This is a genomic window from Salinicola corii, from assembly GCF_008298015.1.
Lineage (GTDB): Bacteria > Pseudomonadota > Gammaproteobacteria > Pseudomonadales > Halomonadaceae > Salinicola > Salinicola corii.
Map to the genome: position 1 here is coordinate 14,058 of NZ_VTPX01000008.1, position 14,893 is coordinate 28,950.

At 63.0% G+C, this 14,893-nt stretch carries 22 protein-coding genes; 7 read left to right on the forward strand and 15 right to left on the reverse strand.

Annotation, left to right across the window (positions count from 1 at the left end; genetic code table 11):
* Nucleotides 1–2: 2 nt before the first annotated feature.
* From F0A16_RS13990 to F0A16_RS14060, 15 genes are all read right to left on the reverse strand, one after another.
* A complete protein-coding gene (locus tag F0A16_RS13990) occupies nt 3–1,250 on the reverse strand; it encodes a phage major capsid protein (RefSeq protein WP_149436025.1) in 1,248 nt (415 codons plus the stop codon).
* A 69-nt stretch (nt 1,251–1,319) separates the two neighbouring features.
* Nucleotides 1,320–2,033, reverse strand: a complete 714-nt coding sequence (locus F0A16_RS13995) for a head maturation protease, ClpP-related (protein WP_149436210.1) — start codon at nt 2,031–2,033, stop codon at nt 1,320–1,322.
* Nucleotides 1,984–3,291 carry a phage portal protein gene (locus tag F0A16_RS14000; protein WP_223119797.1) on the reverse strand — a complete coding sequence of 436 codons (1,308 nt, stop codon included), beginning with the start codon at nt 3,289–3,291 and terminating at the stop codon, nt 1,984–1,986. Before F0A16_RS14000 ends, F0A16_RS13995 begins: the two co-directional genes overlap by 50 nt.
* A 13-nt stretch (nt 3,292–3,304) precedes the next feature.
* Nucleotides 3,305–5,026: a terminase large subunit gene (locus F0A16_RS14005; protein WP_149436026.1), complete on the reverse strand. Its 1,722-nt coding sequence runs from the start codon at nt 5,024–5,026 to the stop codon at nt 3,305–3,307.
* Nucleotides 4,989–5,504 (reverse strand): phage terminase small subunit P27 family, encoded by a 516-nt coding sequence (locus F0A16_RS14010; RefSeq protein ID WP_149436027.1) that lies wholly within the window; start codon nt 5,502–5,504, stop codon nt 4,989–4,991. Before F0A16_RS14010 ends, F0A16_RS14005 begins: the two co-directional genes overlap by 38 nt.
* Before the next feature lie 174 nt (nt 5,505–5,678).
* Complete coding sequence (locus F0A16_RS14015; RefSeq protein ID WP_223119798.1) at nt 5,679–5,993, reverse strand: HNH endonuclease; 315 nt, start codon at nt 5,991–5,993, stop codon at nt 5,679–5,681.
* Nucleotides 5,980–6,444, reverse strand: coding sequence for a 3TM-type holin (locus tag F0A16_RS14020; RefSeq protein ID WP_149436029.1), 465 nt, complete (start codon nt 6,442–6,444; stop codon nt 5,980–5,982). The genes F0A16_RS14015 and F0A16_RS14020 overlap by 14 nt, the downstream gene beginning before the upstream one ends.
* On the reverse strand, nt 6,441–6,758 hold the full coding sequence (locus F0A16_RS14025; protein ID WP_149436030.1) for a hypothetical protein: 318 nt from the start codon (nt 6,756–6,758) through the stop codon (nt 6,441–6,443). Before F0A16_RS14025 ends, F0A16_RS14020 begins: the two co-directional genes overlap by 4 nt.
* Entirely contained in the window at nt 6,755–7,372 is a 618-nt protein-coding gene (locus F0A16_RS14030) for a glycoside hydrolase family 108 protein (protein WP_239023838.1), read from the reverse strand. The genes F0A16_RS14025 and F0A16_RS14030 overlap by 4 nt, the downstream gene beginning before the upstream one ends.
* A gap of 252 nt (nt 7,373–7,624) precedes the next feature.
* On the reverse strand, nt 7,625–8,008 hold the full coding sequence (locus F0A16_RS14035) for a hypothetical protein (protein WP_149436031.1): 384 nt from the start codon (nt 8,006–8,008) through the stop codon (nt 7,625–7,627).
* Nucleotides 8,009–8,319: 311 nt separating this feature from the next.
* Nucleotides 8,320–9,780, reverse strand: coding sequence for a virulence-associated E family protein (locus tag F0A16_RS14040; RefSeq protein WP_187776018.1), 1,461 nt, complete (start codon nt 9,778–9,780; stop codon nt 8,320–8,322).
* The gene (locus F0A16_RS14045; protein WP_149436033.1) at nt 9,780–10,808 is read right to left on the reverse strand and encodes a PriCT-2 domain-containing protein; all 1,029 of its coding nucleotides are present in this window, start codon (nt 10,806–10,808) and stop codon (nt 9,780–9,782) included. Before F0A16_RS14045 ends, F0A16_RS14040 begins: the two co-directional genes overlap by 1 nt.
* Nucleotides 10,805–11,014 (reverse strand): TraR/DksA C4-type zinc finger protein, encoded by a 210-nt coding sequence (locus F0A16_RS14050; RefSeq protein WP_149436034.1) that lies wholly within the window; start codon nt 11,012–11,014, stop codon nt 10,805–10,807. Before F0A16_RS14050 ends, F0A16_RS14045 begins: the two co-directional genes overlap by 4 nt.
* A complete protein-coding gene (locus F0A16_RS14055; RefSeq protein ID WP_149436035.1) occupies nt 11,014–11,514 on the reverse strand; it encodes a phage regulatory CII family protein in 501 nt (166 codons plus the stop codon). Before F0A16_RS14055 ends, F0A16_RS14050 begins: the two co-directional genes overlap by 1 nt.
* 186 nt (nt 11,515–11,700) lie before the next feature.
* On the reverse strand, nt 11,701–11,889 hold the full coding sequence (locus tag F0A16_RS14060; RefSeq protein WP_149436036.1) for a Cro/CI family transcriptional regulator: 189 nt from the start codon (nt 11,887–11,889) through the stop codon (nt 11,701–11,703).
* 78 nt (nt 11,890–11,967) lie between these two features.
* On the opposite strand from F0A16_RS14060, the gene F0A16_RS14065 reads away from it, so the two are divergent.
* The 7 genes from F0A16_RS14065 to F0A16_RS14090 all read left to right on the forward strand — a co-directional run bounded on the left by F0A16_RS14065 (nt 11,968) and on the right by F0A16_RS14090 (nt 14,859).
* A complete protein-coding gene (locus F0A16_RS14065) occupies nt 11,968–12,696 on the forward strand; it encodes an XRE family transcriptional regulator (RefSeq protein ID WP_149436037.1) in 729 nt (242 codons plus the stop codon).
* A 159-nt stretch (nt 12,697–12,855) separates the two neighbouring features.
* Nucleotides 12,856–13,032 (forward strand): hypothetical protein, encoded by a 177-nt coding sequence (locus tag F0A16_RS21755; protein WP_187776019.1) that lies wholly within the window; start codon nt 12,856–12,858, stop codon nt 13,030–13,032.
* Nucleotides 13,029–13,310 (forward strand): hypothetical protein, encoded by a 282-nt coding sequence (locus F0A16_RS14070; RefSeq protein WP_149436038.1) that lies wholly within the window; start codon nt 13,029–13,031, stop codon nt 13,308–13,310. Before F0A16_RS21755 ends, F0A16_RS14070 begins: the two co-directional genes overlap by 4 nt.
* Nucleotides 13,307–13,636 carry a hypothetical protein gene (locus F0A16_RS14075; protein WP_149436039.1) on the forward strand — a complete coding sequence of 110 codons (330 nt, stop codon included), beginning with the start codon at nt 13,307–13,309 and terminating at the stop codon, nt 13,634–13,636. The genes F0A16_RS14070 and F0A16_RS14075 overlap by 4 nt, the downstream gene beginning before the upstream one ends.
* A gap of 259 nt (nt 13,637–13,895) precedes the next feature.
* Nucleotides 13,896–14,198 (forward strand): hypothetical protein, encoded by a 303-nt coding sequence (locus F0A16_RS14080; protein ID WP_149436040.1) that lies wholly within the window; start codon nt 13,896–13,898, stop codon nt 14,196–14,198.
* A 12-nt stretch (nt 14,199–14,210) separates the two neighbouring features.
* Nucleotides 14,211–14,489, forward strand: coding sequence for a phage antirepressor KilAC domain-containing protein (locus F0A16_RS14085; RefSeq protein ID WP_149436041.1), 279 nt, complete (start codon nt 14,211–14,213; stop codon nt 14,487–14,489).
* Entirely contained in the window at nt 14,482–14,859 is a 378-nt protein-coding gene (locus F0A16_RS14090; RefSeq protein ID WP_149436042.1) for a pyocin activator PrtN family protein, read from the forward strand. The genes F0A16_RS14085 and F0A16_RS14090 overlap by 8 nt, the downstream gene beginning before the upstream one ends.
* Nucleotides 14,860–14,893 lie beyond the last annotated feature (34 nt).

Here is a 14,893-nt window from a genome sequence, read left to right on the forward strand (position 1 = left end):
CGTTAGCTGGCCGCGTTCTGGAAGGCCTTCACCGCACCACCGACGTCCATCAGACGCCCGCCGGAACGCATGAACGCCAGGAATCCGACCTGACCCTTTTCGGTGTACTTCGAGTCGGTCATGCGGAAGAACTGCAGCTGCATGACGTCACGGATGATGTACTTGTTGAAATCGCCGAACAGGATTGGCTTGTTGCCGGCGCCGAGCTTGGGCATGTGCTGGTTGATGGCATAGGCGTACCCGGCCAGAGTGTCGGGCTCCTTGGTCGCCACGCCAGGCACCCAGATCGGCCGGCCCTCGCCGTCCTTCAGCTTTTTCAGGTCGCGGAGCGTCTGATCGTGGAACATCCAGCGGCACGACCCCATCCGATAGGCGGGGTCGACACTGTGCTCCAGGTCAACCAAGTCGTCGTATCCGGCGGTATCGACCTGCCCGGTCAGGGCGATCTTGCCTGCCGAAGCGCCGGTGACGATGCCATGCGGCTGCCCCGTGCCCGTGCCGACCGTAAACATGCGGTTGGTGACACGCCCCAGACGCTGCTGCAGTAGACCGCGGATATAGGCCTCGAGGTCGATCTCGGAATCCTGAAGCAGCTCGAACGGGATCGCGATCGACTTGGAGCTGAACTTGTAGGTCGCATGGGGCAGCGTGCCGAAGCTGGTGTCGGCCGCGGATACCTGCTGGTTCTCGCCAACGATCTCACCTTCTTCGCTGGTGGCATCGGTGGTGGGCCAGTTGATCGCCACGCCGCTATTGGTCTGGATGACCTGCGAGACTTCGCGCATCCCGCCGAAAGCCTTGAGCGCCTGCAGCAGCTCACCGCTGAACTGATCCGGCGCCAGATAGCCGCCTTCACTGCCGGTGCCCGTGCTCATCGAGTTCTGCAGCATACGCTGACGCTGCTGTTGCACGTGCTGGCGCTGCTCCTCGTTCAGGTTGTCGGCACCGCCCCGCATCCAGGCGGTAAAGATATGGCGCTCCTTGTCCTGCAGGTGGTGCGCCTCGTCTTCAGAAATGCCCTCGCGCGTTGCGCGATTCTGGGTGCGGTGCGTCTCTTCGGACTCGAGGTCCATGAGCTTCTGGTGCCGCTCGATCTCGCCATCGCAGCGGTCGATCTCACCGACCAGGTTGTCGTATTGGGCCTGCTGCTCCTGGCCCCACTTGTCGCCGGGGTTGGCATCGAGCAACTCGCGGGCGCTCTTGGCGGCCTTGCTGCGCTGCTCCCGCAGATCCTGAATGCTCTTGGGCATGTCTTCTCTCCTTTCGGGCACAAAAAAACCGCCTCAGATGGCGGTCATGGTGAGGCGCGCGGGAGCCCGCTATCGCCGTTCGAGTAGCGCCAGGCGGCGTTCGGCCTGGACACGATCAAAAAGCTGCTCCGGCGGCGGCTGATCCGTGAGTGCCGCCGGTACGTTTTGATAGGCGGCCAGATTCCACTGGGCGCGCTTGCGGTTCTGCGAGCGGTTGGTCTCGAGCATCCGGTCAGCGAAACCGTGCTCGACCGCCTCGGCGGCACTGAACCAGGTCTCGGCTTCCATCCAGTCGATCAGCTGTTGCCGGTCGCTCCCGGTACGCTTGGCGTAGTCGTTGATGATGCTGTCATCGACCTTACTCAGCAGGCCGATCTGGTGTTCGTGGTCGCGCTTGTTGCCCAGTGTCAGCGTCCAGGCTTCGTGGATCATGTAGAAGCCGCCATCGGCGATCTCCACTTCGTCACAAGCCGCCGCGACGTACGTCGCAGCCGATGCCGAGAGGCCTTCGATGTGACAGATCGTCCGGGCCTTCACCTGCGACAGCGCCGTCGCCATCGCGCGGCCTTCGAACACGTCACCACCCGGGCTGTTCATGCGTAGGTGGATGGTCTCCACGCCGTCCAGGTTGCGCAGCTCGCGAACGAAATCCTCGGCGGCAACACCGAACCAGGCACCGATGGCGTCGTAGAGGTAAATCTCCGCTTCGTTGCCCTCGGCCTTGACGTGGAAGTCACGGGGTCGGTTTTGGTTGTCCAGGAAAAGCTGGAGTAGCTTCGGCATCGGCATTGGTCTGTCCCTTGGGAGTGTAGAGCGTGTCACCGCCCTCGATCGGTGGCAGATTCTCCTTGGCGCGCACCTCGTTGGGGGTCATGAAGCCGGGGTTCTGGGTGCCGCCGAGCGCCGACTTGTAGTAGTCGGAGCGCGTCTTGGCATCGCCACGCAGCAGCGCGTTGACGTTGAACTCGGCGAAGAGCCGGCGGTCGCGCAGGATCTTGCGATTGATCTCCTGGGCGGCGCGGTTCAAGTGCTGCTGCAGGGTGTAGATGATGAAGCCAAGCCCCATCTGCTCGAGTCCACTGCCCCAGCTCGTGGTCTTATCCATCGCACCGATCATCCAGGTCGGCACGCCGAAGGCGCGGGCAATATCAACCACCTGGAACTGTCGCACCTGCATGATCTGGGCGTCCTCGGCGCTCATCGTCACTTGTTGCAACTTGGCGCCGCCGACCAGCATGCCCGGCAGGTGGGCGTTGGCGACGCCGGTATGCCGCTTGAGCCAGTTGTCGCGAATCCGGTCGACCTGATCTTGAGTCGGCGAACCATCCATCGTGATCACGTGATCCGGCCGCGCCCCGTTGCTGAAGAAGCGAGCGCCGTACTCCTCGGCAGCCATGGCCAGGCCAATCCCCTGCTTGGCGGCCAATCCAATTACCGAGGGGCTGGAAATGCCATCGAAGCCGATGTTGGGAATATGCAGGACGTCATCTTGGTCCAGCCCCACATAACCCTCGTCCAGCGAGGCGTGATACCGCAGGCGGCCGTTCTTCTTCTCGATGATCGTCTGGGTACGCGGTAGCGGCTCAATGCCGGTGAGCTCACCACGGCGATTACGTTGCAACCAGGCAAGGCCGTCGCCACGCAGCAGCATCTCGGCAATACCGTGTTCCCACATCGCCGAGGCGGTGAACAGTTCCGATGCCTGCTGGTTCAGGTGCCACCAAGCGTCGTGATCGACACGAGTACGTCCGGTGGCGGTGCGCTCGTAGATGTGCACCGGCATGGTGGCCACCGCGCCGGCCAGCAGCCGCACGCATGAGTAGACCGCAGTAACACGCATCGCGGTATTGGCGTTGACCACCGGCCCGGCAGCGCTAGGGTTGAGCTGGAACAGCTCCATCATCCCCGGACTATCGCTGCTGCTGACGGTGGGAGCCCCATCGGCGGCGTTCTGGAGGCCGGGATCAGGGGTGACCGTCGGCTCTTCACGCGTCGCCGCGACCGATCGGCCGCCGGTCAGTCGGTTGAGTAGCTCGAACACGGCGTCTCCGTCGTCATAGCAGTATGAAGTCAGGCTCGGGAGTGGACTCCTCGAGCTCGGTCAGTGTCAGCGCGGTCGCCATGACGGCGCCGACGATGCCGTCGACGCGGCCGGTTGACTTGGCCTTGTTGATCTTGCGATTACCGGCCGGGTCTTCCTGATAGACCGCATTGGCGGCGCACCAGGTCAGCACCGGGTGACCCTGGTGCCGAAGCTGCGCGTTGATCAATCGTCGTTCGAACTCGTCAACGGCAGGCGCCATGGTCTTGAAACCCTGACGCACCGCGACCAGCGGCGGCAGGCTAACGCCTTCGTCGTCGATCAGCGCCTGCAGGTCTGCCATGCGCCACTCGTCGTAGCCGATGGCAACCAGGTCGTAACGAGCGGCAACCTCCGAAAGCTGGTGTAGAACGAAGCGCTTGTTGATAGCGCGTCCTGGCGTCGTGTCGAGGTGCCCATCCCTACGCCAGACCAGGTAAGGCACCCGGTCCTGCTCGGCCTTCTTGGCCAGCCCCTCCTCGGGCAGCCAGAACCACGGCTTCATCCGCCATACTGGATCGGCCTCGGTCGGCTGGAAGAGCAGCACTAACGCCGTGAGATCCTGCGTGCTTGACAGGTCGAGCCCGGCGAAACAGCGCCGGCCTTCGAGCAGCGTCTCGTCGAAGTCCTTATCCTGGGTCGACAGCCAGGCGTCACGGCTGATCGCGGGGTTATCCGCCTGCACCCACTGGCAGAAGTTCAGGCGCCGAACGGTGGCCTCTTTCGAGGGCATGCCGCGAGCCTGGGTCACCTGCTCACGCAGATACTTGAGCCCGGGGATGCCGTAGGCCAACGAGGGGTTGGCCTTGTACCAGCACTGTTCGTCTTCGAACGGGTCGTCGGTCTCGTCGAGCCCGCAGACGAAGCCGAAGAAGGCGTCGTCTTCGAGCACGCCCGACGCGACCTTGTCGGCGTAGTCGTGATAGTCACCGCACACTGTGAGCTTGTCGGTGCCGCTGTTGGTGATCATGAAGATCAGCGCTTGGTCGCGGCTCTTGGTGCCGGCGCGCATCATCTCGACGACCAGCGCGGTCTTGTGCTCGTGGATCTCGTCCAGCAGCGCAATGTGTGGCCGTGGGCCTGACTGGCCATCGTCCGCCGCCACGGTGCGGAAGAACGACGACGTGCGGTGAAAGGCGAGGTTGTACTCTTTGCCCGCCGCCCCGGACTTCACGACCCGAGAGGCCAGCAACGGCGACTGGTCGACCATCGCCACCGCATCGCGGAACAATATCTGGGCCTGCTCCTTCTTCGTTGCCGCGGCGTAGACCTCGGCGCGGTTCTCACCGTCGGCGACTAGGCCGTAGAGCCCGACGCCACCGGCCAGCGGCGACTTGCCGGAGCCCTTGGCCGTCTCGACGTAGGCGACGCGAAACCGACGCCAGCCGTCCGGCCCCATCCACCCGAACAGCGATCCAACGATGAAGGCCTGCCAGGGCAGCACTTTGAACGGCTCGCCTTCGAACCGACCGCCGTTGAGGCGCAACACGTCTTCGAAGAATCCGATGGCGTGCTGGGCATGCTCCAGACTCCAGGTCAGGCCGCGCTCGGCCCCGGTCTCGAGGTCATTGAGATGGCGCTCGCAGGCGTGCCGAACCTGCGGCCCTGCGATGATGTCGCCCGCCACTACCGCCTGAGCGTACGCGGTCGCCCGGTCATCAGAGACCGTATTTGGCGGCTGTCTCCGCTTGCTCATTGGGGAAGAGGTCTCCTTGCTTGACCGTGCCGGTACCGAGCTTGGCGCGAGCGCTGGGGTTCAGCCCGAACGAATTGCCGGCGGTGCGCATACGTTCCTCGGCGCGGTTGGCGATCTGCATCCAGACGCTCATCTGCTTGTAGCCGCTGGGCGTGTTGGCGACGTAACCCGTGTCGTTCTCGGCGGCGCTGATCTTCTCGCGCGCGTTCTTCCAGTCGGCCCAGGCCTGGCAGTAGACGGCGAGCTCGCCACGATCGACCTTCGTCATCAGCCCGAGCGTGACCAGGTCCTGCACGACCCGCTTCCATTCAGCCTTGGCGTCCTTTGTCAGGAAGCTGGGGCACGGCGGAGCTTCCGCATTGAGCGAAGGCGCCGAATTGTCATGCAGCTCGTGCGCCGACTTCTTCGATGGGTTGCCGCGCAGCGCGTGGACGTTCGACGGCAGCGCTCTGCGACCTGAATTGCGATTGCCCGCCATGGCGAACCTCCGTTGATGAATACCCGGGGCCGAATACCCCCCTGCCATTTTTCCCGCTTTCACGAAAAGAGATGAGCGGACGGTCTCCGGCGCTGACCCTGTGAACTTTCGACCCACCCCTCCCGCCTCAAACGCGAAAAATTCGCATTTCGTGAATCCGCACGGGATCGCGGCTCAGGCCCAGTGGTGGCTCGGGTCGGTCGGCACGCCGTCGAGGTCGCAGCCCGGCAGGCTGCCACCGTTCTCGATGCGCTTCTTCTCAGTGTCGTGGCACGGCTTGCACAGCGACTGCCAGTTGGAACGGCGCCAGAACAACTTGAGATCGCCACGATGCGGCACGATGTGGTCGACTACTGTCGCCGCCGTCACGCGGCCGCGACGCTGGCAGAACACGCAGAGCGGATGCTGCTGGAGGAACTGCTCGCGGGCCTTGCGCCACTTGCGACCATAGCCACGAGCGTTGGCGTTGCCTCGTTTATCGTCGTGCATCGATCTCATCACCCAACCGCCCCGCTTTCGCTTGCTCCCTCGCCACCTGTCCCTGCTGCCATGACGAGACGCCCTCGCGCACGCCTTGGGTCGCGATGTACCCGCCGACGCCAAGCGTCATGAGATCCCATAGCGCCGAGGGCAGCGGCAGCGTCAGACCGACGCCAAACATGGCACCGAGGTAAGGCGCCACCAGGTAGTTGTTGGCTACGATCGCCACGATGGTGAGCATCAGGAGAGGCCGCCAGTTGCGCTGAAGCCAGCTTTCGCCGTTCGCCTCGGCCAGCACGACCTGCATGCGAGCCTCAACCGACTTGGATCGTTCGAGAATCAGCGCACGTGTGATCTCAGCCTTGATGGCCGCCGCTTGGTCCTTATCGGTCACCGCCTTATCGACGATATCCAGGATCGGCGACACCACGGCACCGAGCGCCTTATCGATGATGCTCATTCGTCCTTCCCCTCGAGCACGGTCACGCGCTCTCGCAGCGTGCGGATGTCGCTGCGGAATGAGGTCATCTCGCGCTCGGCATCCGCCCTCGGATAATACTTGTCAGACTGGCTACGTAGATCAGCTTGGATCTGTGCCAGTTGACTCTGCACGCCGATCATCTTCTCGTCCTGCCGCGCGAATCCCTCGCGCACCTCGACGACGCTGCTGCCGAACCAGAGCAATGCAGCAACAATGACGGACAGCAGAACCGTCTGGATGTGACGTTCCATGATCGGGCGCGAACGGACAGGCATGTCCTGTTCCTCAGTCATCGCGCGGCCTCGGTATAGAGATTGATGGCGCGCTGGGTTGATAGCGGCCCTGCGATTTCATTGCGTAGATTCACGATGCGGCTGAACCAGCCGAACGTGAACGCCTCTTGAGATGGGCGTTTTCGGGATAACTCACGGCAGAACGCGATACGGCAACCGTTGATCGCCCCGGCCAGCACCTCGATACCAGCAGCACCACGCGCAACCCGAAAGCCATCCAACGCGGCCAGCGTCTTGCCGCCGACAGCACCATCCTCGCCGACGTCCGGATACAACCGCTGCTGATCGTTCAAGGCGTTCAGCGTCATCTGCAGCTCGAGGCCGGATCGACCCGGGCCACTGTTCACGCCGTAATCGAATAGGTAGCTCGTCAGCGCCTCGCTGATCGGCTCGATGCTGTCCAGCGCCAACGAATCCCAATAGCGTCGTTCGTAGATCGCGATGGCCAGGCTCAACGGCAAGTCGCGCATGTCGCCGGTATAGCCCTCGGCCCTGGCGACGGCCTCGGTAATGCCATAGCGGGTCGGACCGCCGCGATCCGCCGGATGATCGACGTACCCACCCTCGCGATCGATCACTTCCGTGACCAACCGGCGTTTGAGCGTCGTCATCATCGAACCTCGAATAGGTGCCCGGCGAGCGCCGGGCGGCTGTCCACCACAGACAGGAGCAACGTGGTGACCCCAGCGCCAAAAGAAAGACCCGGCGGGAGCCGGGTCAAGGGGAACTACCATGGACGCTGCGGGCATAACTCTGTGAAGTCTGACTGATTTATATCGGCCCATTCCGGTGGCATCAACGGGTCGGTAATGCCAGCATCGCAATACAGGGGCAACGTACCGGAAACGCATCACAATAGGCGGGTGTCATGAACGCATCTGCCGACGAGCTGCCAAGTCCTTCAGCGATTCCTTGAGCTTCCTGTGCAGCCGGTCGAGGCGTTCGTAGTAACTGCTGGACGAGATCTGCAGCCGCTGGCACTTGGCCTGGCTGTAGCCGCCATCGCGGTAATGCTCATCGGCCATCATCTGGTGGTGCCACTCCAAACGTTGCAGCCCCTGCTCCACCTCCCAAGCCACGTTATCCAGCTCGCCCAGGTTCAACAGGTCGCGTGACTTCTTCGGGCCCGTGCCGCGCGGTGGGATGCCGCCGAATTCAATCGCCTGCGCCAGCATCGACTGCGGCTGACCGCCCCGGCGGGCGTGCTGCTCCGCCCAATGGTTCAGCAACTGGTCCATTTCTTTGATCATTGGTTTGCTCCGTGGTGTTCAAGACTGCGCAGAGGTGGTGGCTTCAGCGCAGCCTGGTGCCGTCACAGGTGTCACAGGTACCGATTTAGACCTGTGACACCAAAACCCCTTTTAAAACAACGTTGTCACACCTGTCACAGGTGTCACACAAGAAAATGAATATGAATGCGTGCGCGCGCGTGCGCGTGTATGTGCGCGGGAGACGTGTGACACCTGTGACACCTGTGACACGGTTGAATCGTAAGCACTTTTTTGGCTCAAGACCTGTGACACCACCTGTGACACTTGCGTAGACCTGTGACAGATCATGCTCATTTCTCCGCGTCTGGATCGGCGCCGGGGCGCAGATAGGGGCGAATGCGCTGGCCAGTGAGCGCCGAGCGCTGCTGCTTCTGCTTCATCCAGCCCAGGTGCCGCATCACGTTACCAACACGTCGCTGCTCCTGCATGCCCTGTCTGCCGACATCCAGGCGCAAGGCGTTCTCCATCAGCTCGCGAGTGGTCACCTTGTTCACCGGCTCCCCACGGGCGCCACCGTTGCGCCAATCGGGGTAAGCGTTCGCCGGCGCGTGCCCCTCCAGATAGTCGTGAATGCGCTCCTCCCAAGGGTCTTCCAGGTAGCGCTGGTCCTGCTCGTCCTCGGCTTCACTCTTCGGCACATCCCACCATCGGAAGCCTTTACGGTACTCCCGCAGCGCCTCGGCCCATAGCTGGATCCGCCACTGCTCGATATACCCCACGTCAGCCTTACGGCAAGCCACGGGTAGAAAGCGCCGGGCACCGGTACTGTCGATCAGGTATTCGGTCGCGTTGGTCGTCCCGATGAAGATGCACTGCCGAGGGTGCGAGATCGGCCTCACCGCATACGGCGGCCGGAACTTGTCATCGCGGCGGGTGATCGCCATCTTCACCATCGTGATATTGGCCTTGGAGAACGACTGCAACTCGCCGATCTCGACCGCCCACGCCCCCTGGATCGTCAGGAAGAAATCCTTGTTGTCCGGCGCCTCGGATAGCTCGACGTACCACTCGGCGCCGAACAGCTGCCGAATGCACGTCGACTTGCCCAGCCCCTGGCCGCCCTCGAGAATGATCATCTCGTCGACCTTGCAGCCCGAGTCCATGATTCGCGCCACCGCCGAGACCAGCATCGCCTTGCCGAGGTGCTCGGTGTAAGCGGTCTCATCGGCACCGAACACATCCGGCATCAGCCGGCCAAGCCGCGAATTGCCATCCCAGGCGGGCAACCGCTCAAGGAACTGTCGCACCGGGTGGTACCGAAACTCGTCGGCCACGGTCATCGCGGCCTTGTCTGCGGTGGGCACATGCCCCAGGCCCATGCTCATCTTCTGCTGCAGCCACACCAGGGCGTGGCCAGCATCCGCATCACGCCAGGCCCCGGCCTCCCCGTTCGGGAATGGCGGCGCCCGCAGCTTGTCCACCTCCCGCGTGAACTCGTTGAAGGCCAGCATGCCCTTCCACACCGGATGGTGCTTGAAGATCTCGTAGGCGTTGGATAGCTCGGGCTTGATCGCCCCTTTGTCGGTGAAGCGCAGCCGCTCCATCAGCGCATCGAGTTCCGCGTCATGGTCCTGAGGGGGCTCATACCCCACGTCAGGCTTGCGCCCCTCGTCGGGGTTCTGATCATTGCTCGCCGCAAGGCTTCCGGTGGGGTATGAAGGCTCGTCGTTCGCCGCCTCGACCGCCCGCATCAACTGCTCGCGCACTGCCGGCAGCCCCTGCGCCACGCGCAGATCATTCCAGTCTGCCATCATGCCACCTCGCCAAGCGTCGGGAACACCGCAACCGCACCCAGGCCGCGCGCGACCTCCTCGGCCTTCTTGCGGCCGGGATTCTTCGGGTTATCCGGATCATCGTCACCCGCAATCACCAGACGATGCTCGGGGTAGGCCAACTTCAGCGTCTGCCCCACCCGTTGCAGGTTGCCCGAATCCAGCGCCACCGCCACCGGCCAGCCGGTCGCCTCATGCACGCTGGCGCCCGTGGCATACCCCTCCACCTCGGCGATCGTGTCGGCAGCCGTCGGATCGCCGATCAGATGGAAGCACCCCGCCTTGCGCCCGTACTTCGGGAACAGCTTCTTGCCCTCCGGCTTGATCACCTGGATCGACCACACGTGCCCCGTGCCATCGCGTAGCGGGATGATGATGTCGCCCTTCTTGATCAGCAGAAACGAGATGTGATCCGGCCGCGGCTTGGGCAGCGCCTCGAAGTAGCGCTTTACCTCCTCGCCAGGCCAGACCTCCACGCGCTGCGCCTGGTCGTCGATGCCGATCAGCACAGAGTGCCGCGGGAACAGCACGCCGTGCGCTTGCACCTGCTTCGTGCCCAGGTACTGGCTCGGCCCGGTGGGCTGCACGTGATTCTTGAGGATCAGGCGGCATGCCATACCTACCTGCCGCTGCATCGCCTCCAGCTTCGCCGCGTCGGCTTCGATGCTCGCCTGTCGATCCTTGCGCCGCTGCTCGGCTTCCTGCCGCATCTGGCGCTTGTCCGCTGCGCTCAGCTCGCGCCGGGTCGGCTTCCAGCCATTGCGTTTGGCCTCGTTGACCACGAACCCGAACGACACACAGCCCAGGCTCAGGCTGCGCCAGACCGACTTGGCATCAGCGGCGTTATAGCTCTGCGCGCCTTGGCTCCACGCATCCCACGTATCGAACGCATCCTCGCCGAACTCGCTTTTCAGCGCGTTGCCGACGTTGATCCAGAGATCACGGTCATCGGGCGCAATAAAAGCGACCACCTGGGCCGCTTCCTCCAATGTTGTGATGAGACTCACCGCCGCCCCTCCTTTGCCGACTGACACTCGACACACCGCAGCGCGTACGGCATGCGCTCCCGGCGCGCCGCCGGGATCGTCTCGCCGCAATCGACGCAGTGGTCATCCACCGGTACCGCGTGCCGGCGCGGCGTCTGGCGAGCGGCCAGGGTCTGCGCCATCCGCTCGTCGATCAGCTCCTGGGCGATATCCGCTTTGTCCGCCATTACTCGCCCTCCTCGTACAGCTCGGCGGCTTTCTCCACGGCCAGCACCGCCCCCAACAATCGGCGAATGCGCAGGTCGAGCTTCTTCGCCTCGACGATATCGATAACCTGGTCATCCAGGCTGTCGCTCAGCGTCTCGACGACTTCGGCAACCTCTCGGTGTAGCTGCTTCAGCGAGCCCAGCATCCCCAACTCGGGCACGTGCTGTGTCGCCTCCTGCGGTCGCACCCAGATCGCCCCGCCCGCCATCTCGCCGAGGCTATCGAGGATGCGCGGATCACCGGTCGTCGACAGCACCGCTTCCAGGTCATCGATATTCGGCTTATGCGGCTCGTGGGTCGGGCTCAACTTGTGCTGCAGCGTGGTCGGATTGAGACCATGAACCGCGGCGACGGCCTTGATGCCGCCGGGATAGTCGCGGGCAGCATGGTAAAGGGATAGGTTCAACGAGAGGACTTCGGTAATCGCACGATCGCGCGACGTAGGCCACTGCTTGCCCATGGCATTACTCCTGAATCGTTGCCATGCGCCACGGTCTCTAGGTGGTGTACTATTGAGACCGTGGCGCAGACAGCTTTATTGGTTTGCTCTTCTGCGTCACACAAAGCCCAGCGACGGCTCGTTTCTGTGGTGGGAACACCGCCGCTGGCACCCGCCGAGCGGGATTGCAGTCCCGCTCGGCACCTTTCAGGCGGAAGCCTTGGACGCCAACTTGCGCTGCGCCTTCAGTTTCCCGTCCGTCAAAACCTCGATTTGCCACTGACGTGAGCGCGGCACCACTTCAGGCCACATGCTGACGTACTGAGTGGTGATCTCTAGCGCCTCGGCTACAGCCGTGATGCTGCCGAAGTGGTCGATGACATCGGATTTACGCATTCCTGTTCAGCCCGTGTAAATGCTTTTACGCATCATAAGGCGAAATGCAATTACTTCGCAAGGCGTAAGATTATTTACATGAACGATCAGGCATCTAGAATCAAGCAGCGCCGCAGGGAACTGCAACTCACCCAGAAAGAGCTAGCCTCACGGATCGGAGTGACCCGCGAGGCGATCTCCATATGGGAGAACAACCCGTCCGTGCAGCTCGGGTCGCAGAACCTCGAGAAACTGGCCAAGGCACTTTCGGTTGCGACTGGATGGATTCTTTACGGCAAACGTGAAAAGGTAACTCCCGGCAACAACGTGATACCTATGCACAACAAAGCCGGGGAATTCAACGTCATGGAGCCTTTACGCAACTACTCAGCCAGCAAAGCCCAGAACGCCAGCGACTATCGCATCCCCATTCTCGCGGTTACTGCGAGCGCAGGGCATGGCGCGATCGTGTTATCAGAGGCGACGACCAGCTTCATGGAAGTTCCCCGTGAGATATTGCGGGCGATTGGGGTCGAACCGACCAAACATCTGCGCATCATCAATGTCCGGGGTGACTCCATGCTCGGTACACTGAACGATGGGGACCTCGCCATCGTTGACCTAGCCGTCACCGAGATGCAGGACGACGGCGTCTATATCTTCCAGCTCGATGGCTATGTCCACATCAAACGCCTGCAGCACGTTCCCAGCAAGCGTATCCGGGTGATATCTGATAACCCTCTCTACGAAAGCTACGACATAGACGAAACACACGATTTCCAGATCTGCGCACGCTTTCTGGGTCGCTGGGCGTTCGGCAAAATGTAGCAGGCGACCCTAACCCGCCCTCCGAACCGGCTCATGGCCGGTTTTTTTGCCCCGCGAATGTAAATTCACTTTGCATATTGACCGCGATGGTAAATGTGTTTACGTTTGGCATTACGGCGTCTGCAAACGCCAGCTGAACCACCACCACAGGACAGCAAGATGCAAACCAATACCCGCAAGACCCCGGGCCGGGTGTATCTGCACCCGGCATCGGGCACCAGCCCCGAGAGCATCCAACGCATTCAGCGTGAAACCGGCATGCTCGTCGTCCTCGGCACCAACGCCGCACGCCTGATCCCGATGACCGCAGCACGCGGCCAGGCGGTGACGGCATGATGAACCGCACCCAAGAACGCGCGCTGCGCAATGTCTGCCGCCAAGGCGGCACCCTGACCCTGCCGACGACCGATGGCCCTTTGACCATCGAGGTCACGCTCAGGCAACGCGCCAACCACCCCGACCGCGCGGATGCCATGCTCTCTACCAGTCCGACGACCTTCCTCAAGCTCAATGATTGGTCGCCTCGAGAGCTATACGCCGACCTGGCAGAGCGGATCGAGGACCAGTACCAGGTGCTGTCCGATGCCGACGATGCACCGGAGGCCCGATCATGACCGTTCTCAGCTTCCCCGCTGCCGCGCCGGCGATCACCAGCGGCATGCGTGCCCTGATGTACGGCGTTCAGGATCTTGCGCTGGACATCACCGCTCAGGGCCAGCACCACGTCCACACGCACTTCTGGGCCCACACCTTCGAGCTTGATATTCGCGTGACCAGGGCGCCACACAAGATGGGCTGCCAATCGATCTGGGCGAAGACCATCTACCTCCCACGCAACCAGGATGGTCGCCCCGCGCTCTCCGAATGCGCGCTGGACGATCTCAGCGAGACCATCGCCTATCTGCAGAGCCTGCTGGCCAGGCCGGAGGCTTGCTCATGAACCGCACTCTCCTTGAGCGATGCGAGCAGCAAGCTTCCCTCGCAATAACAACGATGCATCATCTGGTTGTCGCCGAGCTACCGGTCGGAAAAGTCGTTGATTACAACGTCGGCGGTCGATGGATAGGACCCTGCCGCGTAACTGCTCATCGGGATCAGAGGGCGAGCTACGGCCCGAAAATCGTCGTCCTAAATCTGAAGACTGGCAAAGAACGAGCCATCGACTGTTACGAGTTTGTTCGCCCATCGGAGGCTCGCTCATGAACGCGCCCGCCCATGACCTGCTCACCCGTACCGGCCAGCCGCGCTGCCTGATCGTCGGGCTGATGCCGGCACACACCAACGCGGCCAGCCTCACCGGCAACCTGCTCGAACGCACCCACTACCCGCTCTCCATCGAGCGGGTCGGCGAGGTCGTCGCCCAAGGCCACATCGAGGACACCGGCGCCGGCATCTCGCTCACGCTCACCAACGCCCAGGGCGTCCGAGTGCTCAACCTGCACAACGGCACACCGGCGGATGCCACCTGGGCGCTGGCCAAGCTGCTGGAACGCCTGACCTGACGGAGGCCACCGATGCGATACGACCTGCAAACCGCCGCCACCCTGCTCGGTACGGGCCGCACCACGCTCTGCCGGCAGCTGCGAGAACGCCACATCTTCGACCGCTACAACCTGCCGATGCCGGTACACATCCGCGCCGGCCGATTCGCGGTCGAGTCGAAGTCCGTCGTCACGCCCGGCCTGGGCCGCGAAATGCCTTACGGCAAGACGCTGGTGACCGAGCGTGGCCTGCTCTGGCTTGCCGGCGAGCTGGGCGTGCGCATCCACCGCGAGGCCGCCAACGATGCCTGAGATCACCCCGCCCGAATGGCAGAGCGAAGACGCGCCCGGCGACAGCAGCACCGTCGCCCTGCTGTTCGAGCAGTTCGGCGACGTGCTGATCCCGCTGGACGCCGTGCGCGGCCGCTACTTCCGCAACCTCAACGAGGCCAACTTCCGCGCCGCGATCCGCGAAGGGCGTATCGACCTGCCCGTGATCACACTGGACCGCAGCCAGAAGGCCCAAGGGTTCATCTGCATCTACCACCTGGCGGTGCTGATCGAGCGCCAGGCCCATGACAGCGTTCGGCAGCTTAGCCCGCGCAAGTGGCACCACTACCACCGCGCCCTGCCGACCACCGAGCACACCCTGATCGCCGAGGCGACGGGTAGCACCGGCTGAGGCAACGCCCAGCCTCCACCACACCACGAGGAAA

Coding starts and splice junctions, on each gene's coding strand:
- F0A16_RS14030 (WP_239023838.1), bottom strand. CDS start 7,372: ATGATGACGACGCTCAAACGCCGGTTGGTCACGGAAGTGATCGATCGC.
- F0A16_RS14065 (WP_149436037.1), top strand. CDS start 11,968: ATGAACGATCAGGCATCTAGAATCAAGCAGCGCCGCAGGGAACTGCAA.
- F0A16_RS14020 (WP_149436029.1), bottom strand. CDS start 6,444: ATGAGCATCATCGATAAGGCGCTCGGTGCCGTGGTGTCGCCGATCCTG.
- F0A16_RS21755 (WP_187776019.1), top strand. CDS start 12,856: ATGCAAACCAATACCCGCAAGACCCCGGGCCGGGTGTATCTGCACCCG.
- F0A16_RS14035 (WP_149436031.1), bottom strand. CDS start 8,008: ATGATCAAAGAAATGGACCAGTTGCTGAACCATTGGGCGGAGCAGCAC.
- F0A16_RS14025 (WP_149436030.1), bottom strand. CDS start 6,758: ATGACTGAGGAACAGGACATGCCTGTCCGTTCGCGCCCGATCATGGAA.
- F0A16_RS14070 (WP_149436038.1), top strand. CDS start 13,029: ATGATGAACCGCACCCAAGAACGCGCGCTGCGCAATGTCTGCCGCCAA.
- F0A16_RS14005 (WP_149436026.1), bottom strand. CDS start 5,026: ATGAGCAAGCGGAGACAGCCGCCAAATACGGTCTCTGATGACCGGGCG.
- F0A16_RS14055 (WP_149436035.1), bottom strand. CDS start 11,514: ATGGGCAAGCAGTGGCCTACGTCGCGCGATCGTGCGATTACCGAAGTC.
- F0A16_RS14085 (WP_149436041.1), top strand. CDS start 14,211: ATGCGATACGACCTGCAAACCGCCGCCACCCTGCTCGGTACGGGCCGC.
- F0A16_RS14015 (WP_223119798.1), bottom strand. CDS start 5,993: ATGCACGACGATAAACGAGGCAACGCCAACGCTCGTGGCTATGGTCGC.
- F0A16_RS13995 (WP_149436210.1), bottom strand. CDS start 2,033: ATGCCGAAGCTACTCCAGCTTTTCCTGGACAACCAAAACCGACCCCGT.
- F0A16_RS14090 (WP_149436042.1), top strand. CDS start 14,482: ATGCCTGAGATCACCCCGCCCGAATGGCAGAGCGAAGACGCGCCCGGC.
- F0A16_RS13990 (WP_149436025.1), bottom strand. CDS start 1,250: ATGCCCAAGAGCATTCAGGATCTGCGGGAGCAGCGCAGCAAGGCCGCC.
- F0A16_RS14010 (WP_149436027.1), bottom strand. CDS start 5,504: ATGGCGGGCAATCGCAATTCAGGTCGCAGAGCGCTGCCGTCGAACGTC.
- F0A16_RS14060 (WP_149436036.1), bottom strand. CDS start 11,889: ATGCGTAAATCCGATGTCATCGACCACTTCGGCAGCATCACGGCTGTA.
- F0A16_RS14080 (WP_149436040.1), top strand. CDS start 13,896: ATGAACGCGCCCGCCCATGACCTGCTCACCCGTACCGGCCAGCCGCGC.
- F0A16_RS14075 (WP_149436039.1), top strand. CDS start 13,307: ATGACCGTTCTCAGCTTCCCCGCTGCCGCGCCGGCGATCACCAGCGGC.
- F0A16_RS14050 (WP_149436034.1), bottom strand. CDS start 11,014: ATGGCGGACAAAGCGGATATCGCCCAGGAGCTGATCGACGAGCGGATG.
- F0A16_RS14040 (WP_187776018.1), bottom strand. CDS start 9,780: ATGGCAGACTGGAATGATCTGCGCGTGGCGCAGGGGCTGCCGGCAGTG.